At 49.0% G+C, this 25,397-nt stretch carries 21 protein-coding genes; 13 read left to right on the top strand and 8 right to left on the bottom strand.

The genetic code is table 11. The features are described 5' to 3' along the window. Positions 1 to 27: 27 nt before the first annotated feature. Positions 28 to 711 carry a response regulator transcription factor gene (locus HGH92_RS05985; protein WP_168869830.1) on the bottom strand — a complete coding sequence of 228 codons (684 nt, stop codon included), beginning with the start codon at positions 709 to 711 and terminating at the stop codon, positions 28 to 30. A gap of 179 nt (positions 712 to 890) precedes the next feature. On the opposite strand from HGH92_RS05985, the gene HGH92_RS05980 reads away from it, so the two are divergent. Next, positions 891 to 1,628 (top strand): DUF4397 domain-containing protein, encoded by a 738-nt coding sequence (locus HGH92_RS05980; RefSeq protein WP_168869829.1) that lies wholly within the window; start codon positions 891 to 893, stop codon positions 1,626 to 1,628. A 35-nt stretch (positions 1,629 to 1,663) separates the two neighbouring features. Here the strand turns inward: HGH92_RS05980 and HGH92_RS05975 are convergent, their stop codons facing one another. Further along, positions 1,664 to 2,479 (bottom strand): phospholipase, encoded by an 816-nt coding sequence (locus HGH92_RS05975; RefSeq protein ID WP_168869828.1) that lies wholly within the window; start codon positions 2,477 to 2,479, stop codon positions 1,664 to 1,666. Between the two features lie 150 nt (positions 2,480 to 2,629). Continuing rightward, positions 2,630 to 3,679 (bottom strand): ArsO family NAD(P)H-dependent flavin-containing monooxygenase, encoded by a 1,050-nt coding sequence (locus HGH92_RS05970; RefSeq protein WP_168869827.1) that lies wholly within the window; start codon positions 3,677 to 3,679, stop codon positions 2,630 to 2,632. Between the two features lie 202 nt (positions 3,680 to 3,881). On the opposite strand from HGH92_RS05970, the gene HGH92_RS05965 reads away from it, so the two are divergent. From HGH92_RS05965 to HGH92_RS05945, 5 genes are all read left to right on the top strand, one after another. After that, positions 3,882 to 4,472: an RNA polymerase sigma factor gene (locus HGH92_RS05965; protein WP_168869826.1), complete on the top strand. Its 591-nt coding sequence runs from the start codon at positions 3,882 to 3,884 to the stop codon at positions 4,470 to 4,472. A gap of 46 nt (positions 4,473 to 4,518) precedes the next feature. Next, positions 4,519 to 5,613: a FecR family protein gene (locus HGH92_RS05960; protein WP_168869825.1), complete on the top strand. Its 1,095-nt coding sequence runs from the start codon at positions 4,519 to 4,521 to the stop codon at positions 5,611 to 5,613. 34 nt (positions 5,614 to 5,647) lie between these two features. Then, the gene (locus HGH92_RS05955; protein WP_247654832.1) at positions 5,648 to 9,040 is read left to right on the top strand and encodes a SusC/RagA family TonB-linked outer membrane protein; all 3,393 of its coding nucleotides are present in this window, start codon (positions 5,648 to 5,650) and stop codon (positions 9,038 to 9,040) included. A 14-nt stretch (positions 9,041 to 9,054) separates the two neighbouring features. Next, entirely contained in the window at positions 9,055 to 10,653 is a 1,599-nt protein-coding gene (locus HGH92_RS05950) for a RagB/SusD family nutrient uptake outer membrane protein (RefSeq protein WP_168869824.1), read from the top strand. Positions 10,654 to 10,766: 113 nt separating this feature from the next. Then, positions 10,767 to 11,252 (top strand): DUF1772 domain-containing protein, encoded by a 486-nt coding sequence (locus HGH92_RS05945; protein WP_168869823.1) that lies wholly within the window; start codon positions 10,767 to 10,769, stop codon positions 11,250 to 11,252. An 84-nt stretch (positions 11,253 to 11,336) separates the two neighbouring features. On the opposite strand, the gene HGH92_RS05940 is transcribed toward HGH92_RS05945, so the two are convergent. Beyond that, complete coding sequence (locus tag HGH92_RS05940; protein WP_168869822.1) at positions 11,337 to 12,440, bottom strand: TIGR03118 family protein; 1,104 nt, start codon at positions 12,438 to 12,440, stop codon at positions 11,337 to 11,339. 325 nt (positions 12,441 to 12,765) lie between these two features. Between HGH92_RS05940 and HGH92_RS05935 the strand changes: the two genes are divergently transcribed. The 5 genes from HGH92_RS05935 (at position 12,766) to HGH92_RS05915 (ending at position 19,653) form a co-directional block, all read left to right on the top strand. Next, positions 12,766 to 13,266: an RICIN domain-containing protein gene (locus HGH92_RS05935; RefSeq protein ID WP_168869821.1), complete on the top strand. Its 501-nt coding sequence runs from the start codon at positions 12,766 to 12,768 to the stop codon at positions 13,264 to 13,266. Positions 13,267 to 13,325: 59 nt separating this feature from the next. Beyond that, a complete protein-coding gene (locus tag HGH92_RS05930; protein WP_168869820.1) occupies positions 13,326 to 14,294 on the top strand; it encodes a dimethylarginine dimethylaminohydrolase family protein in 969 nt (322 codons plus the stop codon). 288 nt (positions 14,295 to 14,582) lie between these two features. Beyond that, positions 14,583 to 16,628, top strand: coding sequence for a sensor histidine kinase (locus tag HGH92_RS05925; protein WP_168869819.1), 2,046 nt, complete (start codon positions 14,583 to 14,585; stop codon positions 16,626 to 16,628). Between the two features lie 147 nt (positions 16,629 to 16,775). Beyond that, complete coding sequence (locus HGH92_RS05920; protein WP_168869818.1) at positions 16,776 to 17,804, top strand: endo alpha-1,4 polygalactosaminidase; 1,029 nt, start codon at positions 16,776 to 16,778, stop codon at positions 17,802 to 17,804. 484 nt (positions 17,805 to 18,288) lie between these two features. Further along, positions 18,289 to 19,653, top strand: a complete 1,365-nt coding sequence (locus tag HGH92_RS05915; protein WP_168869817.1) for a DUF4236 domain-containing protein — start codon at positions 18,289 to 18,291, stop codon at positions 19,651 to 19,653. 16 nt (positions 19,654 to 19,669) lie between these two features. On the opposite strand, the gene HGH92_RS05910 is transcribed toward HGH92_RS05915, so the two are convergent. Together HGH92_RS05910 and HGH92_RS05905 are read right to left on the bottom strand one after the other, a co-directional pair. Beyond that, positions 19,670 to 20,872: an MFS transporter gene (locus HGH92_RS05910; RefSeq protein ID WP_168869816.1), complete on the bottom strand. Its 1,203-nt coding sequence runs from the start codon at positions 20,870 to 20,872 to the stop codon at positions 19,670 to 19,672. 11 nt (positions 20,873 to 20,883) lie between these two features. Further along, on the bottom strand, positions 20,884 to 21,810 hold the full coding sequence (locus HGH92_RS05905) for an NADP-dependent oxidoreductase (RefSeq protein ID WP_211092539.1): 927 nt from the start codon (positions 21,808 to 21,810) through the stop codon (positions 20,884 to 20,886). Between the two features lie 87 nt (positions 21,811 to 21,897). Between HGH92_RS05905 and HGH92_RS05900 the strand changes: the two genes are divergently transcribed. Continuing rightward, positions 21,898 to 22,848: a helix-turn-helix domain-containing protein gene (locus tag HGH92_RS05900; RefSeq protein WP_168869815.1), complete on the top strand. Its 951-nt coding sequence runs from the start codon at positions 21,898 to 21,900 to the stop codon at positions 22,846 to 22,848. Between the two features lie 18 nt (positions 22,849 to 22,866). Here HGH92_RS05900 and HGH92_RS05895 read toward each other — a convergent pair whose 3' ends face one another. Both HGH92_RS05895 and HGH92_RS05890 read right to left on the bottom strand, forming a co-directional pair. After that, on the bottom strand, positions 22,867 to 23,682 hold the full coding sequence (locus tag HGH92_RS05895) for an alpha/beta fold hydrolase (protein WP_247654831.1): 816 nt from the start codon (positions 23,680 to 23,682) through the stop codon (positions 22,867 to 22,869). 187 nt (positions 23,683 to 23,869) lie between these two features. Further along, positions 23,870 to 24,868: a hypothetical protein gene (locus HGH92_RS05890; protein ID WP_168869813.1), complete on the bottom strand. Its 999-nt coding sequence runs from the start codon at positions 24,866 to 24,868 to the stop codon at positions 23,870 to 23,872. A 362-nt stretch (positions 24,869 to 25,230) separates the two neighbouring features. On the opposite strand from HGH92_RS05890, the gene HGH92_RS05885 reads away from it, so the two are divergent. After that, positions 25,231 to 25,383 (top strand): hypothetical protein, encoded by a 153-nt coding sequence (locus HGH92_RS05885; protein WP_168869812.1) that lies wholly within the window; start codon positions 25,231 to 25,233, stop codon positions 25,381 to 25,383. The last annotated feature ends 14 nt before the right edge of the window (positions 25,384 to 25,397 follow it).

Genomic DNA, 25,397 nt, shown 5'->3' with positions numbered 1-25,397 from the left:
GGGCAACTGTTAGAAGGCAATTAGAAATTATGAATTCGTAATTTCTCTTAGCACATATCCCACACCAACAACGGTGTGGATGAGTGGTTGACTGAAACCTTTGTCTACTTTGGAACGCAGGTAGTTAATGTATACGTCTATCAGATTGGTACCCCTGTTGAAGTCAATGCCCCACACGGTTTCCGCCATATAGGTGCGCGACAGCACCTTGTTTTTGTTGATGATAAGCACTTCCAGAAGGGCATATTCTTTCACGGTGAGCAGAATTTCTTTGCCCTTCCTGAACACGGTGCGGTTATAACAGTTCATTTCCAGGTCGGCCACACGGTAGATGGCCTCAGCAGTAACGGTCTGCGCACGCCGGTGCAGCGCCTGAATGCGGGCCAGCAGCTCCTCGAAATGGAAAGGTTTGGTCATATAGTCATCTGCGCCGTTTTCAAAACCATCTACTTTGTCCCGCACGGTGCCTAAGGCGGTTAACATCAGTACAGGCAGGCCTTTTTTAACGGATTTAATGCGGCGGCAAACTTCCAGCCCATGAAGGGAGGGCAACAGCCGGTCCAGGATCACCAGGTCATAATCGTATTGAATGGCCACATGGCAGCCGTCTTGTCCGTCATATGCTACTGTAACCGTATGTTGATGTGCTTCCAGTCCTCTTCTGATAAATGCTGCTACACTGGGTTCGTCTTCTATCAATAAGATGTTCATAATTGTAAGGTGAGGCTAAATTAAGCCACCATGCCCGTTCTCCGCGTTGCATTAAAATATTCTAATGCCTGATGCCCGGTTTTTAATCAGAAAGGCTTGTTAATTTTACATTACCGGGTAGGGGGTGTTGTTTTTTTTAATGTCTTATAGACAGACAACTGTTATTTTTGCGATTTTTTATGACGAATTGGAAGACCTTGCTACCAGCAGTATTGACTACGTTTGTTTTTGTTTCCTGCGAAGAAGACAAAAGCAGGCCGGCTACTCAACAGGCCCTGCTGATGGCGGTAAATGCAGCGCCGCAGGCGGGTCCTGTAAGTGTGGTGTATAACGACAGAAGAAGGGTGAACAAATTAGCCTATGGCAGTTACAGCAACCGCTATGGCAGCGCGTACCGCAGCGTTACCACGCAGGACACCGACGACCTGATGGTGGAAACGGCAGATGGAAAAGTAGTCATCGCTGACAGCCTGCGCATTGAACATGGCAAAAAATACTCCCTGTTTATTTATGATACCCTTCGGGGAAGCCCGTCAAGGCTTAATTATACCCTTGTGCCGGACAATATCCCTGCACCGGCCGCCGGCAGCGCACAGGTGCGTTTCCTTCATCTTTCTGCAGATGCGGCCCCGGTGGTGGTAGACCTGTTCACGGAAAAGGACAGTATCCGGCTTACCGGCGCTGCAGTGCCTTACCTGGCCTCGCAGCGCAACCTTGCTGCGGCCGCAGCTTTCAGGGCGGTGAAAGGAGGTGTGTACCAGGTAAAAGTGAAACAGTGGAGAAACGAGTCACTGGAAACCCTGTTGGACATCCCCAGGGTAAAACTTAGTGAAAGAGGCGCTTTCACCCTTTATCTGCAAGGGCTCACCAAAGGGCAGCCACCCTATGCGCTGGCACTGGGACAGGTCCGTCACTAATGATATTATTGTTGTTTATTGGTTTACCAGGAGAACTAACGGGCATGGCTAAACAGCCATTCGGGCAATATGTCCGTGGTATATAACTCACTGTATATTTCATGTTGCAGCTGGTCTATCTCCCAGGCGCGCAGCTGACGGCCCTGTAGCGTACGGATTAATATAGAATCGGTACGATAGGGGTTTTCTGTATCGGCGTTGCCATGGATTACCCACAGGGGCGTAGCCTCCAGGGCTGACAGGTGATCGAAATCAGGTATGCCGGAAATGGCCACGCCGGCTGCGAACAGGTCGGGCCGCAGGCCAATGCTGTTGAAAACACTGGACGCTCCCATAGAAAAACCAATCACATATATACGTCTGTCATCTACCGGCAGCACTTTCTTCAAAGAATCCACAAGCGCCAGTACTGTATTGGTATTGGGGCCTGGCACAGATACCAGCGTGTGCCGGCTGCTGTCCATCACATAGTCGGAAGAACGCTCGGGAAACTGCGGCGCCACTACAAACGCCGGATAATTCTGCCGGATATGGGGTTGTGCCCATAATTTAGGGAGAATGCCCATCTGGGTGATGTTATTGGTACCTACCGCTCCGGAGCCATGCAGCACCAGCACCAGTGGATAACGTTTGTGTTGCTGTAAAGACAAGGGTTTCATCATACGATAGCGGACAGTCCGGAACGACAACTCCTCAAAAGCGCCGGGACTCGTTAACCTGATAGCGCTTTTTATGCTGTCGGCTTTGCGTTTGTCCGGCGCGTTACGGATGAAGGAATAACCGGCGGGTGTTTGTGCGTGGGTTGTCCATGATGACAATCCGTATAGACAGAGGAACAATAGCTTTTTCATGCAAAGGAGTTATCACCACAAGGTGTACCAATTTTTTTGTTTAATCCGGAAAAAATAAGCTCAATTTATCCTGAAGTACTGAGGAGGCGTTAGCAGCGCCGGAGAGGCCAGCTGTTACCAGGGCTGTGTTATATCAGGAGGATGGCTTCCTTAATTTCCTTGTAGGTAAGCATTGATTTCTTCTGCTGTTTTCCGGGCTGTTCTGCCTACGCCGATCAGGGTGGCGGAAGCGAAGCCGGTCCATTGTCCGTAGCCTACCAGCCATAGTCCCGGCATATCTGCGGCGGCAGTGCCACGGGTGTTGATTTTGCCGTTGGGTTGTATAATGCCCAGGGGGAGCAGATGTGCCAGTGCGGGCCGGAAGCCGGTACAGAAGATAACAGCATCAACGGTTTCTTTTCGTCCGTTCTGCCAGGCAATACCATCTTCATAAAAATAATCGAAGGCAGGCAGATAATGTTGATAAACACCTTTGTCCCTTGCTGCTTTTACCGGGGGCACCATGACGATCTGGCCGAGAGAGGGCCGCTGGAAGTCTTTGCCCTGTTGCATGGCCTCATATTGCATGGTGGCGGCGTCGAAGAGGTATTTACCGTCTATGTCGTCCGGCAGGAAGGTGGGCGGTTGTTTGGTGATCCACAGGGTATCGGCCGTGGGTGCCAGGTCTGCCAGTATCTGCGCGCCGGAGTTGCCTTCTCCGACCACGGCTACACGCTGGTTACTGAATATTTCCGGTGACTGGTAAGAAGAGGAGTGAAGCAGGGAGCCACGGAAACGTTCTTTCCCGGGAATGTCCGGAATGTACGGGTTCACGAAACTGCCGGTGGCGCTGACTACCGTGCGGGCATAGTAGGTGCCGGCCGTGGTATCCAGACGGTAGCGGTCTGCCTGCTTTTCTACCTGTAGTACCTTCACCGGTCTTTGTACGGGAAACTGGTAACGGGTTTCATATTCCTGTAAATAATGGACCGTTTCATCGCGGGAAGGGTAGTATTGCTGGCCGCCAGGCATCAGCACCCCGGGCAATGAGCTCCATAACGCCGGCGAAAAAAGAGAAAGGGAATGCCATCCATGCTGCCAGGAACCTCCGGGACGCGCTTCACTGTCGAGCAGGAGGTAATGCAGGGAGGTACGCCGGAGATAATAAGCTACAGCCAATGCACTTTGACCACCACCAATGATAATTACATCATATTCCATGCATGTAGTTTACGATAATATGTTCAGCCGGCCAAACAGGGTATTTCTTTTTTCAAAAAACAGGATTATATTGGTATAACAACGAGCCGACCACGCAGCAGGTGTTGTAACATATATACAGGGAAAGCCTGTCCTGTTGAGAAAATTAATATCCACGTAATATTGAACAATTACTTTTGTTGAGACTGTTATATTTCCTTTTATGACCGTGCATAAACCAATCAATTCCTGTAAAGTCGGCGCTGTGGCGGATTTTGAGCGATCTGTGGGTGTTTACTGGAACAAGCTGCTGGCCATTGCTGTGGCCAAAACCAATGCACACGACGCGTTTGATATCGTGCAGGATGTTTTTATTTCCCTTTGGGAGAAGTGGGAAACTGTTCCTAAGGATGAAGGTCTTGAGTATTACCTTTTGCATGCCCTTAAGCTCCGTATATTTAAATATTTCCGTACAGCGGGCCGTTATCAGGCGCATCTTAAACAGCTGGAAACATTATTGAATGATTCGCTGGAAACGCCGGGCACTTTTGCCCAGGAAGAACTGTACGGATTGCAGGAAGCCATTCTCAATGAGGCTTTAGACACCTTGTCGCCCAGCCAGCAGCAGCTGATGAACTTACGGGTGCGCCATCATTATTCTTACCAGCAGATCGCCGGCATGCTCGACATAGATGCGGCATCCGCCCGTGTGTTGTACTGCCGTGCCCTGAAGCAGGTAAAGACACATATTAAAGCCAATCCTTCGCTGGCAGTCAGCCTGGTATCTGCCTGGATGTTGTTTACAATTTCTTAACGTTGGTGTAGTTAACATTTCTTTCGCATCGGGTATTCTTTAGTAGATGACACCGCAAAATTATCCCGGGGCCCAGGCCCTGTTAGAAAAATTTCATGCAGGGAAATGCACCCCTGAAGAGCTGGCGGTCCTGGACAAATGGTATAACGGTCTGGGAGCGGGCACGCCTGTCGACCTGGAAGGACTGGAAGCAGACCTCCGGCGGCAACAGTTCCTGGCCAACTTCCGTAGTGCGTTGCCTACGGATGATGTCACTGGCTTCAAATCCGCGGATACCGGGCATCAACAACATCTGGCCGGCTATAGCAGCACCTTACCAGACCATGCTTCCGGACAAAAACCTACAGCTACCGGACCAGAAACACAACGTAGCCCAGGGCTTCAGCCCTGGGGAACCTGGGGGAGATGGGCCGCAGCGGCCAGTATCGTATTGTTAACAGGCGCGGGCTGGTTATGGCGCCAGCAAGCAGCTAAACAACATCCGTCTCCGGTACTGGCAGGCATGATAACGGTCACCAACGAAACAGCCGGTATTAAACAGGTCACACTGCCGGACAGCTCACGGGTATGGCTAAACGCCCATGCCACCATCGCCTGGAAAAAAGATTTCAACCGGCTGGAACGTGGTGTAACGCTGATTGGTGAAGGTTTCTTCGACATCCATGGCAGCGAAAAACGGCCTTTTGTAGTACATACCCGTGATATGGCCATCAAAGTACTGGGCACACAATTTAATGTGGAAGCCTATGCCAGCGAAAAGGGCACGCGTGTGTCGCTGCTGCAGGGAAAAGTACAGGTAAAAGCGTATCCGCAAAATGCCAGGGCCGTGATATTGCAGCCCGGTTACGCCGCTGCCTGTCATGCCGGCGATACGCTTTTACAGGTCGGCGAAACCGATGCCGCTAAAGTGGCCGCCTGGAAAGAAGGTGTTTTCACTGCTGCGGATATTTCGCTTAAAGACGCCGTGGAAAGGCTTTGTGACCGCTACGGCTATTCCGTCAGCTGGAAAAACAAACAGGATATCGAAAAGAATATTACCGTGATGTTCAAAACAGACAGTTTCACAGGAATGCTGGACAACATTTGTTATATCAGTCGTAAACAGTATAAAATTTCCGGTAGAGAGGTGACGATTTTTTAAAAAAGCTACAACACTCCGAAAAACAATTTTTATTATGAAAAGGAAATCTACAGTCTCGGACCATCAGGTCCGCAGCGGCGGGCCTGCCATGTCAGGGATGAAACGCTTCCTGTTGCTGGGCTGCTGCCTGCTCCCTGCCACCATCGGTTTCGGCCGGCAAAACAGTCTGAACGAAAAAGTGAAACTGGACATGTCCAACGCTTCTTTGTCGCAGGTGCTAAAAGCATTAAGCAACCAAAGCAGCTTCACTTTTAACTATGTCAAGCAGGATTTTGACAACATCATGGTCCGCGACTTCAAAGCCAACAACATCACCCTGAATGAAGCGCTGCACCTGCTTCAGAATCAGTCCGGCATTGAATACAGCGTAAATGACAAAGCTATCCTGCTGCGTAAAACACAACATCAGCAGGATGCTCCGCAGAGCGGCAAACAGGTTGTAGCCCGCCGCATCTCCGGCCGTGTAACGACTGAAAACAACGAACCTATCCCCGGTGTGACCGTATGGGTGAAAGGCACTAAAAACAGGGCCATCACCGACGGCGACGGACGATATGAACTCACCATCGATACAGAAAATCCCATCATCAGCTTCAGCTATGTAGGTTACCAGACCACCGAGCTCACACCCGGCGCCGGCAATACGCTCAACCTCGTCATGAAAAACGGGAACACCGCGTTGGATGAAGTGGTGGTAATCGGTTATGGCACCGCTAAAAAAAGTGACCTCTCCGCTGCTGTTGCCACCGTACCTGACATGAAACAGATCAAGGAACGCCCGGTAATGGACGTGGCCAATATGATACAGGGTAAAGTGCCCGGTATTACAGTTGTGAGCAATGGCGGCCACACCAGCAATGCCAATAACGTCGTGATCCGTGGTATGGGTTCCCGTGGAAAAGAAAGCGTATTATATGTGGTGGACGGTGTGCCGAATGCACCCTATAACCCTGCCGACGTGGAGTCCATCACCGTATTGAAAGATGCGGCATCTGCCGCTATCTACGGGGCTTTTGCAGGTGCATCGGGAGTTATTCTCATTACCACCCGCCAGGCTTCCAAAGGGGTGCCACAGGTACAGTACACCGGTTTTGTAGGCGCTAAACAGGCATGGCGCACCCTCCAGTCCCTGAGCGCGGAAGACGAAGCGAAAGTATCTAACCTGGCCTATGCCAATGCCGGCAAACCGCCATTACCGGGATGGGACGCTTCTCTCAACCCTTATGCGCAGGTGACCCGCACCAATTGGATGAAAGAGATATTCCGCACCGGCCTGATGCAACGCCACAACGTGAGCTTCAATGCCGGTTCAGATAAATTCTCTACCCTGTTCCAGGCACGCTATGAAAATGAAGAAGGCACCCTGCTGAACACCTACAACAAAAATATCTCCCTTCGCTTCAACGTGAACTACGAGCTGTCGAAGAAAGTAAAACTGCGGCAGGACATCTTCTGGAACAACAATGACAACCGCGATGCAGAAACTTCCAGCGGCTATACCGGTGTGATCCTCTCCGCCATCTATATGCCCCGTTCCGCCACTCCTTACTATGCGGATGGCTCCTTTGGCGGCGTAGGCCCGGTGGATTCCAAATACCTGGGCATCCATGGCGACGTGGTAAACCCGGTAGCTACCCTGCTGCGTAACCAGCCTTACAACAAAAGGAGCGATGTTCAGTCGGTGACCGAACTGACAGTGTCCGACATCCTCCCCGGCCTCTCCTTTATGTCGCGCTTCTCTTATCGCCAGGTGGATACGCTCTTTAAAAACTTTGAGCCCAGAAGACTGGAACCCGGTAAAGCCAATGCACAAAACAAATTGTCTTATGCTTCCAGCAGAGACTATAACTGGCTGTGGGAAAATACCCTTAACTACAATAAAATCCTGAAAAGACATAATATCGGCGCCATGCTGTCCATGACGGCACAGGAGGCTGGCAACCGCAACTTCGCGATCGCTGCCAGAGGCTTTGAAAACGAAGCTGACTGGGCCCGCTTTATGGCGCTGGCTTCTGTATTCGACCAGGACCGTCCAACAGACCGTGAATGGAAAGACAGGAATCTTTCTTACGTAGGAAGAATTTCCTATAGCTGGGCAGATCGTTATTTCCTGACCGGTAGCTACCGTCATGATTTTGCCGGCAGGCTCCCTGTGGGTTACCGTGGCCTGGGCTTCCCCGGTGTTACTGCCGCATGGAAAATCAGTTCAGAGCCTTTCTTCCAGGTACCGGCTGTTGACCTGCTGAAAATCAGGGCCAGCTGGGGCCGCATTGGTAACATCCAATCCGTGCGGATCAACTATGCCTATCCGCTGCTGACCAACGACTTCACTTATCAGATCGGTAACGGCGCACCGCTGTCCAGCGCTTTGTTTAATGATACACGGTTTAATCCCGAACTCACCTGGGAAACATCTCAGCAAACAGATATCGGTATCGACATCGCATTGCTGAAACAACGGCTGACCATCACCGCAGATTATTTCGACAAACTGACCTACGACCTGATCAAACAGCAGGATACGTACTGGCCTGTTTCTTTTGGCTTGAACGCGCCGCTGATCAACCAGGGAAAAATCGGTAACAAAGGCATTGAAGTAGCCGTTGGCTGGCACGATAAAATCGGTCAGGTAGGCTATAACCTGAGTGCTAATATGGCCACGCTCAAAAACCGTGTCGTGGAAATTGATGAGAACCCCAATTCTGTATGGATACATGGTGATAACTGGAGAACAGTGCTGAACCCTTACCGTTCAAAAGTAGGACAGCCTTATTACTCCTACTGGCTGATACAGTCTGCCGGCATTTTCCAGTCAGACGCAGAAGCAAACGCCTATCAGAAAAACGGACAGAAGATCCAGCCTAACGCCAAAGCCGGCGACCTGAAATTCATTGACCAGAACGGCGACGGTAAAATCGATGATGCTGACCGCGTATACATGGGCGCTGCTTTCCCGAAACTGACGTATGGTTTTACAGCCAACTTCACCTGGAAAAACTTCGACCTGAGCCTGTTCCTTCAGGGCGTGGGCGGCGTGAAACTGTTCAACGCCTTCAAACAGTCCACCCTGAACGGTGCGGAACAAGGGTACAACCGCTGGGATAAAATCCTGGACGCATGGTCCCCGTCAAATACGGGTTCCAACATCCCCCGTATCTCTGCGGATGATACGAATAAAAACTTCCAGACAGCTTCTGACTGGTACCTCGAAAGCGGTAACTACCTGCGCCTGAAAAACCTGCTGATCGGTTACACGTTCAACAAAATGCGCTGGAACAATGGTCTGCGTGTATACTTCAGCGGTGATAACCTGCTGACCTTCACCAAATATACCGGTATGGACCCTGAAGTGGGCGGTATCGGTCTGGATGGCGGACAGTTCCCGGTTTCCCGTACCTATTCCCTGGGCCTTAATGTTAAATTCTGATCAAACTGACAATCATGAAAAAGAAATATATCTATATACCCGCACTGATGGCGATGCTGGCCGGCTGGAGCGCGTGCTCCGAAAATTGGGTGGACACCAAGCCTAACGGCGCGCCTTCCACCGCTTTTTTCTGGCAGAGCGATAATGACCTGCGTAAGGCTACCGCCGCTATGTACGTGGAAATGAAAAATGAATATACCTGGGGCCGTGACCTGTTCTGGGTGCAGGACGCCAGCGATGACCTGATCGTAGGGCGTTCCAAGGCGGATGCTGAAAACATCAAAAACTTCATTCCCAGCGGCCGCGAAGGTTATCTGACCAATGGCTGGCAGATGCTTTACAACATGATGAACAGGGCTAATCAGGCGATTGAAAATATCCCGAAAGCCGTTAACGTATCTGAAGACGTACGTAAACAATCCCTCGGAGAAGCTTATTTTATGCGTGCTTTCGCGCATTTCTGGGTAGCCTATATATATGGCCACAAAGACCAGGGGGTTCCGTTTGACGGGCCTGAAAACCCGGAATTTGGCAAACGTATACCGCCACAACTGGCCTCTGTAACAGACAACTATGCCCAGATCATCAGCGACCTGCAAAAAGCTGCTGACATGCTGCCGCTGTTTGAAACATATAAAGATGGCGACAAAGGCCGTGCGCACAGAGCTGCCGCATGGGGTTATATGGTGAAAGTATACGCATACTGGGCACAGTACGATAAAACCAAATGGCAACTGATACCGGCTTTATGTGATAAAATCCGTGACGAAGGCCACCGCGCACTCATCAGCGGACAAGCCAACAACCGCGAAAACTACCAGGCTGTTTTCCGTGTGGCCAACAACTGGTCTTCCGAATATATCTGGTCTGTTAACTCCAGCATCCAGGGTGGTTCTGAATTTCCCGGTGTAGTACTGGAAAATAAAGGCTGGACCAAATATAACGGATGGGGTTACTTCCAGCCTACAGAAGAGCTGTATGATGAATACGAAGCGAACGACCCGCGCAGGGAAGTAACGATCCTGAAATTCGGTGATCCGTTCGTGTATATTGGTCAGTCCAGACAGTATTTCTCTACCAACAGCCTGTCCGGTTTCCAGATCAATAAATACATGGAGCCGTACAGCTACGGTTCCAATGGTGATATGGCCAGCAATACCTTCGCCAGCTCTAACCCCGATTATCCGACCACGGCGCTTAATCTGCCGCTGATGCGTTACGCCGAAATACTGTTGTTTAAAGCGGAAGCGCTGATACAGCTGGGCCGTAATGGTGAAGCCGCTGCACCGCTCAACGAAATACGTGCCCGTGTGGGCCTCACACCAGTGGCCAATCCTACTATGGCCGATCTGAAACATGAACGCCGCGTGGAACTGGCCTGCGAATGGACAGACCGTTTCCATGACCTGAAAAGATGGGGCGACTATGACAAGATCAATGCGCCGCTGCATGGCCGTATCCATGCTAACCGCCAGGACCCTGCTTCTCCCTATACCATCAAGGAAGTTTGGCCTGCGCGTAATTTTAATCCGGCCAAACATATGGCATGGCCTATCAGCCCGGATGAAATTGCCCGCACCAACGGCCTTTACAAACAAACACCCGGCTGGTAATTTCCCGGCTACGATTTCATGATAACAGACAGCGGAATTTTTCCTGTGAAAGGAAAAATTCCGCTGTTGTTTTTGCAGGTTACCTATCTTTAGGCATAACCTGATCTGTTACTATGCTATTCTTTCTGTTGCTGATAACGGCCGTTACGGCTGCGCTGATGGGAGGCTTGTTTTACGCCTACTCCTGCTCTGTCAATCCGGGCCTGGGCCGCCTGTCGGATGCCGCTTATCTGGCAGCCATGCAGTCTATTAACCGGGCTATTCTCAATCCGGTATTTTTTATTGGCTTTATAGGACCGGTGTTTTTGCTGCCGTTCAGCACCTGGCTGCTGTTCCGCGAGGGAATGCCGCCGGCGGGCTGGTGGATGCTGGCAGCTACCCTCACGTACATAGTTGGTGTGTTCGGGGTTACAGGAGGCGGCAATGTGCCGTTGAACAATGCGCTGGACAAGGTGTCGTTGCAGGACGACAGTGCAGCGCTGGCCGCGCATCGTGCCCGTTTTGAACGGCCATGGAACCGGCTGAACACCATTCGTACCATATGTGCTATCGCTACGGTGACGATGGTCATCATTGCCTGCCTGAAATTATCGCTTTAAAATCATGTATGCCGGGCGCAATAATACGCCCGGCTTTTTTGCTGACGTTGCGGTTGCTCGTCGCTGTGCTGATATAAGTGGATGTTAGTTTTTCCGGAGATAACCAAACAAACCATGTGACTCATCATCAGGACCTGCGGTGAAGAACAGCTGTCCCGGCGCAGAAGGCACATTGCTTTCCAGTGCCCACAGGCCTTTTATGATAACCGGACCAGTACCTTTCTGTAACTGTCCGAGGTAAGTTCCTTTGTCACTATATGCATTGATATGTCCATCGCCAAAATTGCCGATGAGGATCACGCCATCGGTCATGCCGGAGCAGCCTTGCGTAATGCCCCATGGTGAATTGAGCGTGCCTTGTGTGGCAAACCTTCTGATAAGGGTGCCGTTAGGCCTGTAGAGGTCCACATATCCGTTGCCAGGGCCAGCCTGGTCATCATGTTTATCTGGTTTTTGTTTAGCATAGGTAACGAAAAGCACGCCTTCTATGTTCCGGATATTAAACGGCGCAAAGCCGGCAGGGATGGCCGGATCTACGAACGGTTTGGTGGAAACATAATGATAGGCGGAGTCAAACACATCGATGGTGCCATTGTGGAAATTGGTGGCGTAAATGTAGTTCTTGCCACTGTCGCTGGCCAGTGCGATGCCTTTGTAAACAGCATTGAAAGAAGAACGGTTGGCCTGTATTACAGCCGTATCACCGGACGTCCAGGATGCGATGGTGCCGTCTTCTGTGGCAAAAATAAAGTGTGCGCCCTTGAAGCCGGTCGTATTGTTGAATACCTGGCCGGTAGGTGTGCCGGGGCCTTTACCCATTGGTGAAGGGATAAATACCGGTGCTCTCAGGGTAGCGCCGTTTTTGTCGTAAATAACGCTGGAGCCGTCGCCATTGGAAGAGATCCAGAAAGCGCCTGTAGGCCCGACTGCAATGCCCCAGGCATTTACGAGATGCGGATCAATGCGTGCTGCGTCGAAACCTGCTGTGTCAGCCACCAGGTTGGTTTGTTTATAATTTTTGCCCAGACAGTCACATTGGTCGCAGGCATGGAATGGGTCATTCTTATGACAGCTGGTTATTGACAGGATAAAGGTGATGACCGTCATCGCAATACCTGCGCGAATAAATTTGGGGGGCGTTCCGGCAGGCTTTTCCACTACCGGCATTTTTTTAAACAATGCGCTCATGTTGATACTTTTTAAATGTGAAAGAATATAACAGGAGAGAAGTGTTGCCATGCGACAACCTTCGGTGTAAGGGGTTTTCTGCCAGTCTCAGCGATCATCAATGCCAAACACGATGGATACGGTTTCTTTTGGGGAAATTTTTTTTCAGGAGGTGAGATGAATAAATAAGGATTAACCAATAAGAAATGTTGCATGAATGTTAAAAAAAATTATGGTGGTGGATGGGTGCGGTTCCCTGTAGCATTCGATTGTTTTGCCACTCATAGATTTTATTTGATGAATCTGTCAGACCTTCGGAACTTCTGTTTGTAAACTGTTAAGCCTCATGAAACCAATAATGTTTTTTCTGTGGATGACCATCGTCACCATTCCTGTTTTGGCACAACAAATTTCCGGTACATACGCTATCCGGAATGTTCAGACAGGCATACTACTGCGCATTAGAGATGCTGATACCCGCAATGGTACGCCTATAGTGGCCTATTCGCCGGTCAACTGGAAATGCGTGACCTGGGATTTTAAACATGTTGCAGATAGTACCTATCAACTGGTAAACCTCTACTCCGGCAAAACATTACAACCTGCTTCCGCAGTGACAGCAGGAACAACACTGGAGGAGCAACCGGTGGTGGCCGGGGAAAACAACCAGGAATATGAGTTTATCCCAGCCGGCAAAGACCACTACCTGGTAAAGCTGAAAGGAACTAATCTTTACCTGACACCCGCTGACGACAAAGGGACAGTAAACGCCCCGATAGTACTGGCCCCGGCGAATAATACCACATTACAGCACTGGACGCTGAAAGAGCAACATCCGGAGATGTAATACGGAATAGTTTTTGCGGCGTTCGCTTCATTGTTTACCCTCCTTAAAAGCTGTCGTCTATGATCTTTGTTGAAAGTGAATTTGCGCCGCTACGCACCGTTGTACTGGCTGAATCGGAATTTGGCATGCCTAAGGTGCAGCGGGAAGAAGACCTGAAATTTCTGACGCCTGAAGCGCGCGCAGACCTGCATACCAAAACCGGGATGGACTACGGTGACGCCTATCCGCAAAATCAACAGGCGTGGATAAAAGAACGGGAAGCCTTTAAAGACGTGCTCCTGAAACATGGGGTGGAAGTGCTGCGCCCGCGGCGTCTTACCGCAGCAGAGAAAAAAGCCGGTGGTGATAATGGCTACGCCAATTTCTTCTCCCGCGATCCTTTCTTTACGGTCGGCAACCTGGTGATAGAAGGATCGTTGCGTTTGTTGCACCGCCGGATGGAAGTGCTGCCGATGCGGGACATTATGCTGGAACGGGTGTACCCCGAAACCTGCATCTATGTGGCAGCCCCACGCCCGGAGGTAGCGGCGGCAGATGACGCAACACATGGTCCCGGCCCTTTCATAGAAGGTGGCGACGTGCTGGTGCTGGACAAACATATCTTCGTTGGCAGCTCCGGGCTGGCCTCCAACGCGCTGGGTGCCCGGTGGCTCGAAAAAATGCTGCAGCCCTACGGCTATACGCTGGAGATAGTACGGCTGCAACCGGATATCCTGCACCTTGACTGCGCCCTCGGCCTCATCAAAGATGGACTGATGGTAGTATGTGAAGCAGCCTTCAAAGATGGTATCCCCGAAAAACTGCGCTCCTGGGACCGTATCGATGTGACATACACAGAAACCACCAACCTGGCCACAAACGGACTGCCGCTTAGCCCGGAGGTATACGTGACTGATCCGGTGTTCCGGCATATCGGTGATCAGATCGCCCGCCGCGGCATCACAGTGGAATATGTGGATTTCCATATCACCCGAAGCCTGGGCGGTTCTTTCCGGTGCAGTACCCAACCGCTGTTACGAAAAAGCTAAAGCAGGCACAGCAGGAAGGAGATGCAAAAAAAACCGCATAAAGCGGTTTTTTTTATGTCGAAATGCCCTGCTGGTATGCCTTTTATGTATAATTTCCTGTCTGTTGTGAATGTCTTTCCTGATCATTATATTTGGTAGAGAATGTTCGGGAGACTTACGGATTATTTGTTACCCTGGTTGATGATGAATTAGAATGGTGAGCACTGTTTTTTAGCACAATAATTTTCTTGAATGCGTTTTTTCCTTGTGTTCCGTGATTGGCAGTTTTATAAAAAGATATGCTATAGGTTGGTCCCATTATTATTTGGTTTATCAGTGGCCTGCAACCATTCGGACCGTGATAATAATGATCATCCGGCATTTTTTGAACCGGTTTTCCAGAAGGTGGACACCATAGGGCCCGGGCGGAAGGAGGAGGCTTTCCGCATATTGGATTCTGTTTATGCAGGCTTTCCCAATCCCGGACCAATGGACCTGGTGTGGAAATACCGGTATAAAATGGATTACTACTGGCTTAGTCAAAATGACCGCTTTCATACTAGGTTATATGCGGACAGTATACTACGTGTGTTGTCTGGAAAAACTGACAGGCGGGGGTATGCAGTGGAATACGGTCGTGCCTTGATGTACGTGGGCGACATTTGCCGGGATGAAGGAAAACTGGACAACGCCGTATCGTTGTATTACGAAGGAAAAACGTTTATCCAACGCACCAGTGATACCTGCGGCATGGGGGAATATAGCCTGAGAATGGCCATGGTATACTACCGGCAGGGGAAATATCATCTCGCCATTCCTTATTTCAGGGAAATGTTTGCGGAGCTGTCGGCCTGTAATGCGAAGCCGTTTTATCGCTTTTGTTATCAACAGGGCCAGCTGGATAATATCGGGTTGTGTTTTGATCATCAGGACCAGAAAGACAGTGCCATGTATTACTACGACAGCGCCATGCGCTATATACAGCAATACAAAGCGCCTTTCATGAAGTTGCCCAACCAGATTATTTACACCATGGCCGCCGAAGCGGTGGTCATAGGGAACAAGGGAAGCTTGTTATTGCGGACCGGCGACACAGTGGCAGGAGAAAAACTGTTGAATGAAAGTATCCGGATCAATCTCCAGGAAGGTACGGAGTTCGGGGATGCACTGAAGACGATGGGTAAACTGATTAAACTACAACTTGCGCAAAAAAGGTTCTCCGAAGCGCAGCAGGGATTGCTGAAAATGAAAGCCATCCTGGATTCTGTACCTGTTACTGCAGCAGAACTGTCATGGCGGGAATTACAATCGGAGTTTAGCGAAGCTACCGGAAACCATCAAGAGGCATTGGCATTCCTGAGAAGCTATCAACAAATGAAAGATTCACTGGCTTCCCTGGAGAATCCTTTCCAGGCACTGGATATCAATACGCAGTTTAATTATCTGTCCGGTGAGATGGAACTGGACCTGCTGAAAAAGCAGAATGAAATCAAAAACATCTACCTGAGCGTCATGTTGCTCCTCACGCTGATGGTGATCATCATTGGTGTTCTTATCTGGCAATATTCGAAACGTTCCAAAAAACAGGCGGCCAAACTGGAAAGTCTCAACAGGGTTGTTACCCGGCAAAATGAACATCTCGAAAAAAGCCTGCGGGCGCTGGAGCACAGCCAGCAGGATAATACCCGCATGCTCAAAATTGTGGCGCATGACCTTCGTAACCCCGTTGGCAATATGATTTCCATGGCCGATTTTCTGCAGAATTATGGAAACGTTACAGATGAGCAGAATAAGGAAGCGTTACAACTTATCCAACAGTCCGGCCACATGGCACTGGAGCTGATCAGTAACCTGCTGTACATGAACATACGGGGAGATATCAGGAAAGAGCAGGTGGAGGTAGACGTGGCCCTGCGCTATTGTGTCGATCTGATAAAAACAAAAGCAAACGAAAAACAGCAACAGATCATCGTTCATCTTTTCCAGGCCACGGTCTGGGCCAGCCGTGAAAAAATATGGCGCGTGTTTTCCAACCTGATTACCAATGCTGTGAAGTTCAGTCCTGTAGGCGGCATTGTGGAGGTGGCCATGCAGATGGTGGATGGCGTGGTACGCATCACCGTGCGGGATAATGGCATCGGTATACCTGACACCCTGAAGGGAAGTATTTTTAACCTGTCACAAGATGTAAAACGCCGCGGCACCATGGGCGAAGAGTCTTTTGGGTTCGGGCTGGCAATCTCCAAACAGATTGTGGATGCCCACGGTGGCCGGATATGGTTTGAAAGTGAGGAGGGAAAGGGCACAGAATTTATTGTAGAGCTGGAAAAGTACAATGAAGTAAATCATCATTAAGTCCAGTGATTTTGAAAGTATAACCCGGACGCCTATATGCAGGTGATAATGAACATTGTTGTCGTGTTGAAAATAATATGATGATACAACAGAGGGTTTTTTATGTTTTCCCGTTATATATCCGGAAAACCTAAAAACCCTTACACCATGCGTTTATTTTGTAGTATCCTCACCTTTGCCATGATGGGAGTTTTAAGCCTTTCGTCCTGCAGCAAAAAAGAACAATCAGACAACGACAACAAAACTGTCAGTAAAACATCTCCAAAAGCCAGTACGGAACAGATCAATTACGGACAGGAATTACGCACCTTTATCCAGGACATCAGCAGCTGGGCACGGACACGTAAACCCGACTTTATCGTAGTGGCGCAAAACAGCACGGAACTGTTGACCACCACCGGCGATACTTCTGACCCGATCGTGCCTGAATACCTTAACGCCCTCAATGGTATTGGCAGGGAAGAACTGTATTACGGCTATGAGAATCACGACAATGCCGCTACGCCTGCTGCTGTTACCAAAGAATGGGTAAGATTTGGCAAACGTGCTACAGCCAATCACCTGACGGTGCTTGTCACCGACTATTGCGACCAGGCACCCCTGATAGCCGCTTCTTATCAGAAAAATGAAGCGAACGGGTTTATTTCCTTTGCCACCGGCAGCCGTCAGCTGCAAACCATTCCGGCCGGTGCGCCCAATCATGAAAATGCCAACAACATCAACTCGCTGGCAGACGCCAAAAATTTCCTTTACCTGATCTCTCCCGATGACCAGTATCTCAACAAACTGAAAGCGACCAACTATGATGTGTTGGTAATTGACGCTTTCCAGCCTGATAAAAAGATCACCTGGACCCCCGCGCAGATCAATTCGCTCAAAGTGAAAAAGAATGGCGGCAAGCGCCTGGTACTGGCTTATATGAGCATGGGACAGGCAGAAGACTACCGCTGGTACTGGAAACCAGAATGGAACGACAAACATCCGGCCTGGATGGCAGAACTGGACCCGGAATGGGAGGGCAACTATTACGTTCGCTACTGGATGCCTGAATGGAAGGCGTATATCTATGGTAACGCTGACTCCTATACGCAAAAGATACTCGATGCCGGTTTCGACGGCACCTATCTCGATCCGGTGGACGCTTCTTCCTACTGGGAAAATCCTGTGACCAAATAATAACCGAATCTTCTTAAGTGGCTAACCGACAGCATACGCTGTCGGTTAGCCACTTTTTTATTTGCGACGCTGTCATCTTCGGCATTTAAGCACGGTTTCCCGTAAAAAAGGATGTTTTTCATCATTTAATTTTGATTTGAAATCGATGATATTAAATGGTGTTTTATGAAGTTAATGGAATCGCAATGGACTTTTATGAAGTCTAAATACTATGTATCTGTAATGCAGCAGGGTCATGGTAATCATGAAGTTCATCATGAAACCTGTCGCGTACTTCCTGAGCCGTCATACAGAATATTAATCGGAGAATTCTATAACTGCCAGGACGCTGTCAGAGCGGCCCGGAAAATCTTTTTGGCATCAGACGGCTGTAAGGTCTGCTCGCTGCCATGTCATTCACGATAGTATCCTTTCCTTCCGCCATTTTGAGGATCATGCATGTTTCTTTTCACCAAACCTTTTATCAGCGTAAAAATTATTTGTTATGGGATGGTCATTCCGTAAATCTCTCAGCGCCGGGCCGTTTAGAATGAATTTTTCTAAAAGCGGTATTAGTTATTCAATGGGCGTAAAAGGCGCCCGCATTAACACAGGGCCCCGGGGGACATACGTGAGCCTGAGTGCCTATGGCATCAGTTACAGGCAAAAGATATCGGGGCCTGCTCCTTTACCTGCGCCGGTTGCTGACAGATCACCGGGCAACGCAGATAATAACATCGCTTCCGCGCCGGTAGAAGAACTGACCGACACAGATTCTCAGGCATTCATTGCGGAACTGAACCGCAAATGTGCGCAGGTTTCCTATGCCAAAGGCATAAAGTTGCCAATGTTGCTGATACTGGTTGCACTGTTGTTTACATCCTGGGGTACACGGGAAAGAATTGTTCAGCCGGCGGCAGATACCGTTTTTGTAAGGATACAGGCATTTAATGGCGCTAATATCCGGCAGGCCCCCAATGTAAAATCCAGGATTATCCAGATGGCCGCCTATGATCAAAAATATACATTGCTGGATACCGCTAATCCACAATGGCTCAAAGTAGGAGTGTCCGACTCTGCCGGATATGTTAACCGGGACCTGGCTGAAATTAACCATCTGTCGTATAAAGAAGTAAAAGAGGAGGAGCGGTACCTGGTAAATAACTATCTGGGATATGAAATTGTGCTGTGGGTGGTCGGTTTTGTGTTGCTTGCTCGCTGGTTAAAAAAGGTAGATAAAAAGAGGTTTACCATGGAACTGCATTATGATATGGATGATAAATACCAGCAGGTGTATCACCAATTCAGGGAACACTTTATTACTTTTTTACAGTCTTCAAAAATCTGGCAATATCTGAATGCTCAGGCCACCAATGATTATAAACGAAATGCCGGAGCTGGTAAGCTCATCAGGCGGATAAGCGTACGGCGGCTGTCTGAAAATAAAGTGCCGGCCCCTTATTTTATTACGAATGTGTCTATTCCATGTATCTCTCTCTATAATATGGAGCTGTATTTTTTACCAGAACGGATGTTGATTAAGCGTGGAAATACTTTCGCCGCAGTATTTTATAAGAACTTGCGTATTACAGGGCATGACACCAATTTCATTGAATCAGAACCGCTGCCGCGGGATGCGAGGGTGATTGATTACACCTGGCAATATGTCAATAAATCCGGGGGGCCGGACAGGCGTTTTAATAACAACCGTAAACTCCCTGTATGTCTTTATTCGCAATATACGTTTACCTCAGATACAGGTTTTTTCGAGATCATCGCCACTTCTAAACTGTCTGCTATGGATGATTTTGCAGGTTTTGTGCTGAAAATAGGCGCTTTGCAAAGCAGGATGAGGGCTTGTTATCAATGATAAGACCCTGCCTCGTTTACCAGCGATAAAGTCGCGAGCCTGCCTGTCTGCCGGTATAAATGAAAATAGCCGAGAGAATAAAAGCGGTAGCTGTTGCATACAACCAGCCTGCACTGTAGTAGTAGATGACACCTCCGCCAAGGGGGACCAGTATGTTGGTGAGCGATTGCAGGCTTTGGTTTACGCCCTGCAGTTTCCCCTGTTGTGTTTCATCAACAGTTTCGGAAAGTCTTCCGGTATAGGTAGGCTCAAATAGTCCTTCTCCGGAGATAATAAAGACAACCGCCAGTGAAATCAATATCACGGCGTGTACATACACGCCGGATAGTATCAATGCCAGACCTGCACCTAACAAAAGCAGACCCCATATGCCGATCTGTTTCGGAGGGAAGCGTATCAGCAAACGAGGCAGCAGCACCGCACGGACTAAAATTTCGCAAACGCCGACCAACGTCAGTAAACTGCCGATCAGTGTAGGTGTCCACAGGTATACGTCTTTGAGGAAAAGTGTGAAATTGAACTGGAAAACGCCCAGGCCCATATAGAACAATATGCCTATACCTAACAGTATTGCAACGCCCTTCATGCTAAAAATGTTGTTGAAATGGGAAAACACATTAAAACTGTTAAGTGAAACATGCTGCGTTCTTTTATAGGACGGGAGTGATTCCGGCAGTAGGAAATGGACCAGCAATGCGGAAACGAATATCAAAAACGCGGTAATATAAAACGGCAGTGCGATCGATATGCTGCCCAACAGCCCACCCAATGCCGGTCCTCCGATCTTGCCGATTCCCATGACGGAGCCAACATAGCCAAACCATTTCGTACGTTCTTTCGGGTCTGTTGTGTCTGAGATGTAGGAGAATATGGTGCTGATATTACCGGCAGTGAGCCCGTCAATCAGTCGGCCAAGAAATAGGACCCACAGGGACCCGCCAATGCCGAACAGCACAAAGCCTACGGCCGATCCCAGCAGGCTGATGATCAGAATAATTTTCCGGCCGTACCGGTCGCTTAACGCGCCCAGTACGGGAGCGGCAAAAAAGGTGCTGGCAGCATATATGGACAACAATGTGCTCATGCCCACTACTACCTGTTGCCCGGGTAGGTATTTGCCAACCAGAAACGGTAGTAGCGGCAGCACAATGGAAAATCCTATTGAGTTTAACAAAACAATCGCCAGCAGGATGTATAGCGGTATTTTATTGTGTTTCATGAGTAGCGGTATTAGTTGATAACGATGACCAGTTTTCCCCTCATCCGTTTCTGTGAACTGATGGTTAGGGCTTTGACGGTTTCTTCCAGCGGGAAGACTGCCTGTATATGCAGGTGGTATTGTCCTTTTACATATAGGTCCGCAATTTCAGAGAGCACCCGGTGGACATGTCTTGGCGGGCCGGCTGAAAAGCGCGCTCCGTGTGCTACGGCAGAGAAGTCGGTCACTGATACCACATTGGATGGATTACCCACGATGTCGATCAGTTCAGGGATAATGCCTGACCCGGCGATGTCCAGCGCTCCGGCAATGCCGTTGGGCGCAAGTACTTTTACGCGGTCCTTTAGTCCGTCACCGTAAGTGGTAGGGATAGCGCCCAATGCACGTAGATAGTCCTGGTTGCCGCTACTGGCGGTGCCAATTACCTGTAGTCCCCGTCTGCGCGCCAGTTGCACTACAGCAGAACCAATTCCTCCTGCGGCGCCACTCACCAGGATGGTGCTGCCCGGAGCGGCATTTAAATCGTCCAGGCAACGCCATGCCGTTTCTGAGACAACCGGAATAGCGCCTGCCACTTCAAAAGGAACGCCTTCGGGCTTTTTTACCCAGTGTGATAAAAGGGCATATTCGGCCATTGTATTGTTGCCATAGCCAAAAACGGTGTCGCCTATACGGACATCAACTACCCCTGCTCCAATTGCTTCCACGATGCCGGCCGCTTCCACGCCAACGCCGGATGGAAAAACCACTTCTTCAAAATCTCTGTATTGCCCTTCCATACGTTTCCAGTCGGATGGATTAACACTGGCGGCGCGGACTTTTATGCATACCTGTCCCGTTGAAGGTTCGGGTTTGGGAATGTGAACGGTTTGTAGAACGGCTGCTGGTGTACCATACGCCTGATACTGCATAGCTTTCATCTGAATGTTTGTATTCATGTCTACTGTATTTAATGATTCGATAGGGCAAAGTTGAATCATTAATTAGGGATAAAATAGCTACATTTAGCTATAAAATAGTCGTAAATGACAAAAGAGATATCTGGCAATAACGTGACGCCACCGGTTTTTTTCCGGTTGGCCAAACTATGGGGCGCAAAGGTGAAGAATGGAAGGATAGACATTCCTGTCTCTTATGGGAATGGATATTTTGCCGGTTGTGTGTTCAATGAGAATATCCGGATGCTTATTCTTGACTATAAGCTGAAGGAGGAAGTGACCATCGAAAATCCCGAAATTAATACCCCTGGCAAAACGATACTCTTTAAGTTTCAACATATCCATTCAGGCCTGTCGTCAAAACAAAGTCCGTCAGTACTGATAGCTACCAGCCGGTTTAATACCGATGAAGTGATTTCTATCCAGGAAGATACTTCTTCCGTTAATATTGAAGTCACTTCACCCTATTTAGAAGCGCTATTTACGCTCTCCCAAAAATCGCCGGTTTTACAGAGTTTATCCCAGAATACGCAGCCACTGTTATTTGAGCAGCTGATATCACCGGGCATTCAGAAAATTCTCGATGAAATCGTTTCCGAAGCGATAGATGAGCAATTTAAATGGGTTTTCAGGAAAATTAAAGCAGAAGAGCTGATATGCATGCTGCTCATGAAGCTGGAAGAAAGGCAGGAGACGCAGCTGCATCCCCTGAAAGGAAAAGATGTGCAAGCCATTTATAACATCAGGAAACGTATCCTTGAAAATATTGATGAGCCGCCTGTAATGAAAGATCTGGCAATTGAAGCCAATATGAGCGCCACTAAATTAAGGACGCTGTTCAAACAAATTTTCGGCGACAGTATTTTTGAACATTACCAGCAATACAGAATGAAAGAAGCCGTGCGACTGTTGAGAGAAGAAGGGCTTTCTGTTTCAGAAGCGGGGTATCGATTGGGTTTTTCTAACCTGAGCCATTTTACAAGAGTGTTTGAAGCGCATATCGGGATGAAGCCGAAGAAGTTTTCGGCTACCCGATAGCGTTTTCTTTTATGTATGCTATTGCAAAAAATTGTTCAGGTAGGCTGAAATGATGGCCGTCTCGTTCATCAGGCTCACATGCCCCTGTCCGGGCATAATGGCCAGTTGCGATTTCGGTGTTGCTCCCAGATCTGTAGTTACAGCGCCTCCCAGTAATTGGAATGTTTTTACCAGCTCTATTTTATCCAGTCCGTCATTGTCGCCTGCAATGATTAATACCGGCGCGGTGATCTTCGAGATATTATCGTCTCCCAGGTCGAATGGTGTTCTGGCGGAGGCAATCATTTGCTCCAAAAAAGGTATCCATTTTGTTTTATCGGGAGCTACTGCGTCGTAGGCGGTTTTCATAGGCGTGTTCGCGAAAAACTCAGGTTTCATATTCTTAAACCCGTTCGTCACTTCCGGCAGCCAGCCGCTGGTTTTATAGGAAGCGGAAATGATGACTAATTTTCTCAGCCGTTTAGGGTTTTGTATGGCAAACTGATAGGCCACTTTGCCGCCAAAGCTGTACCCTGCTATGTCTGCACTGTCAATTTTCAGGTGGTCCATTACGCCTGCCACATCACTTGCCAGGGTGGCCAGCGATAATGCCCTGTCTGAAAATTCCGTATGCCCATGTCCCTGCAGCTCAACTGCAATTACTTTCCGGGATTTTGACAGTTCCGGGATTAACCGGCCCCAGTTCAGATCAATAGTCATATAAGCGCCATGGAGCAAAATAACAGGTTTGCCTTCGCCATATACTTCATAATACACTTTGATGCCGTTGACAGGAGCGTAGCCACTTTCAATGGCTTTGACATGTTGCCCGTCGGATTGAGATGCGGTAAACATAATGATCGTAATTAGGAGTATTGATTTAAAAACATGGAGCGTTTGCATAACGCATTAGATTTAGTTTGATTTTTTATCGACAGTACAAAGATGTCATTCCTTTCCGTATTCGATACTGTGTGGAAACGACAATTTTAGGGGGCGATCCCGGCAAAAAAAGAGGGGGGACGGTAGGGCCCTCCTTGTATTACTGTTGGGAGCTCACGGCCGAAAGGATGTGTACATTAATTATATAGGGGGTAATTGGCCTTAGCTGATAACCGGGCACCACTGGATGCCCGCCGGACATTGTATAGTATTCCATTTTCCCTTTTATTTTAGAATACCATACTTTTCCTACCGCCTGATAGGTGATAGTGTCCGGGGTGGTTATCTTCCGGAAGTACTTCAACTTCATTGAATCCACCGGTATGATCGTCGTATTCGGTAATTTCTTATTACAGGCGACAGGCTCATAATGATCTTCGAGCCAGTACATGCATGCCCCCGACCCGGGCGTCGAATTGCTCTCCTTCCACCACCACATGCCGCCGGTCCCCACTACCAGCGATAACATTATTGCGGCGGCCAGTTTTTTCGCGGACTTCTCCTTAGCTTTTGTTCCCACATCCACATTTTTACGCTCCTTTACGCCATGATCGCCGGCGGGAACTATCGGATTTTCCGGAATTTCCGGAATTTCCGGATTTGCCGGATTTTCCGTTGGTGAATGCTCTTCAGTTGCTACCAGTCTGAGAGGAATGCCGGTTGCCATTACGGTATTCCCTGTTGCCGGGCTGACATCCTGTAATGCCGGGCCGTCATCCGTGTCGTCATCCCCGGAAATCGTTTTCCCCATTTCCCAGGGCCTGCCGGAAAACTCAATCAGCCAGGCCAACAGTTCAATATTCTTCTCAACGGTCTTTTCAGATCTCCCTTTCAGAAAATTTACCAGTGGCCTGAACTTGTCTGGGTCACATCGTTGCAGGAGTGTATGGCAGCTTTTCGACTCATTCAGGTCTCCGCAGAAATCCCGGATGATCTTTTCATCCCGCTTATTTACTTGTTGAGTGCATTTCTTTACACATTCTTCTTTGAGGTTCCCGGGCGTGAGGTGTATCAGGCCGAGGGGGAGGGCATTGTTTGCCCTTTTTCGTTCGTATGCCTGCCGGACCAGTTGCTGGTAGTCAACAAAAAGTGTCGCCATAAATGAAATTATAAAACTGAATAATCGGAATTAAACCCACATTCCCGGAATTATAAATGGAATGCCAGGAATTACTGGAATTATTGGAATTGTTTGTAAATCAACCACTTACCTCGGTATATCTTTGTTTTGCAATCGGGTAACACCTCCTTAGCTAAGAGGTTTTCTGTACAGGCCCGATCCGCACCGGGAAAAGAAAGCGGAAGCCGGTTACCGGCCTGGGAAGCGATCATCAGCTTCCGTAATCCTCACCCACTCCTTCCCAAAAAGCAAGAAGCGCTTCTTCACTGACCCGAAACCACGCTGCCGGCGGCTCCGGCAACCGGCAGCCTATTGCCCAAACAATTCAAAAAACTAAAACAATGTTTAATATCATAATAAGCCTATTCCTGGCATTCCTGAATCCTGCCCATTCCAATAACAGTCATCCTAACAATGGCGAACAGGTCACTACTTTGGACGATACCGGTGGCGAAACCGGGACCATTCCTCCAAGGAAACCCAACACTCCCTGATCACCCGTGAGGCA

The sequence above is a fragment of the Chitinophaga varians genome, from assembly GCF_012641275.1.
Lineage (GTDB): Bacteria > Bacteroidota > Bacteroidia > Chitinophagales > Chitinophagaceae > Chitinophaga > Chitinophaga varians_A.
The sequence above is the reverse complement of the archived record's forward strand: the minus strand, read 5'-3'. Positions and strand labels throughout refer to the sequence as shown.

Bases quoted from the DNA above. Each gene is read 5' to 3' on its own strand.
- HGH92_RS05985 (WP_168869830.1), bottom strand. From the start codon at position 711: ATGAACATCTTATTGATAGAAGACGAACCCAGTGTAGCAGCATTTATC.
- HGH92_RS05980 (WP_168869829.1), top strand. From the start codon at position 891: ATGACGAATTGGAAGACCTTGCTACCAGCAGTATTGACTACGTTTGTT.
- HGH92_RS05975 (WP_168869828.1), bottom strand. From the start codon at position 2,479: ATGAAAAAGCTATTGTTCCTCTGTCTATACGGATTGTCATCATGGACA.
- HGH92_RS05970 (WP_168869827.1), bottom strand. From the start codon at position 3,679: ATGGAATATGATGTAATTATCATTGGTGGTGGTCAAAGTGCATTGGCT.
- HGH92_RS05965 (WP_168869826.1), top strand. From the start codon at position 3,882: ATGACCGTGCATAAACCAATCAATTCCTGTAAAGTCGGCGCTGTGGCG.
- HGH92_RS05960 (WP_168869825.1), top strand. From the start codon at position 4,519: ATGACACCGCAAAATTATCCCGGGGCCCAGGCCCTGTTAGAAAAATTT.
- HGH92_RS05955 (WP_247654832.1), top strand. From the start codon at position 5,648: ATGAAAAGGAAATCTACAGTCTCGGACCATCAGGTCCGCAGCGGCGGG.
- HGH92_RS05950 (WP_168869824.1), top strand. From the start codon at position 9,055: ATGAAAAAGAAATATATCTATATACCCGCACTGATGGCGATGCTGGCC.
- HGH92_RS05945 (WP_168869823.1), top strand. From the start codon at position 10,767: ATGCTATTCTTTCTGTTGCTGATAACGGCCGTTACGGCTGCGCTGATG.
- HGH92_RS05940 (WP_168869822.1), bottom strand. From the start codon at position 12,440: ATGAGCGCATTGTTTAAAAAAATGCCGGTAGTGGAAAAGCCTGCCGGA.
- HGH92_RS05935 (WP_168869821.1), top strand. From the start codon at position 12,766: ATGAAACCAATAATGTTTTTTCTGTGGATGACCATCGTCACCATTCCT.
- HGH92_RS05930 (WP_168869820.1), top strand. From the start codon at position 13,326: ATGATCTTTGTTGAAAGTGAATTTGCGCCGCTACGCACCGTTGTACTG.
- HGH92_RS05920 (WP_168869818.1), top strand. From the start codon at position 16,776: ATGCGTTTATTTTGTAGTATCCTCACCTTTGCCATGATGGGAGTTTTA.
- HGH92_RS05915 (WP_168869817.1), top strand. From the start codon at position 18,289: ATGGGATGGTCATTCCGTAAATCTCTCAGCGCCGGGCCGTTTAGAATG.
- HGH92_RS05910 (WP_168869816.1), bottom strand. From the start codon at position 20,872: ATGAAACACAATAAAATACCGCTATACATCCTGCTGGCGATTGTTTTG.
- HGH92_RS05905 (WP_211092539.1), bottom strand. From the start codon at position 21,810: ATGAATACAAACATTCAGATGAAAGCTATGCAGTATCAGGCGTATGGT.
- HGH92_RS05900 (WP_168869815.1), top strand. From the start codon at position 21,898: ATGACAAAAGAGATATCTGGCAATAACGTGACGCCACCGGTTTTTTTC.
- HGH92_RS05895 (WP_247654831.1), bottom strand. From the start codon at position 23,682: ATGTTTACCGCATCTCAATCCGACGGGCAACATGTCAAAGCCATTGAA.
- HGH92_RS05890 (WP_168869813.1), bottom strand. From the start codon at position 24,868: ATGGCGACACTTTTTGTTGACTACCAGCAACTGGTCCGGCAGGCATAC.
- HGH92_RS05885 (WP_168869812.1), top strand. From the start codon at position 25,231: ATGTTTAATATCATAATAAGCCTATTCCTGGCATTCCTGAATCCTGCC.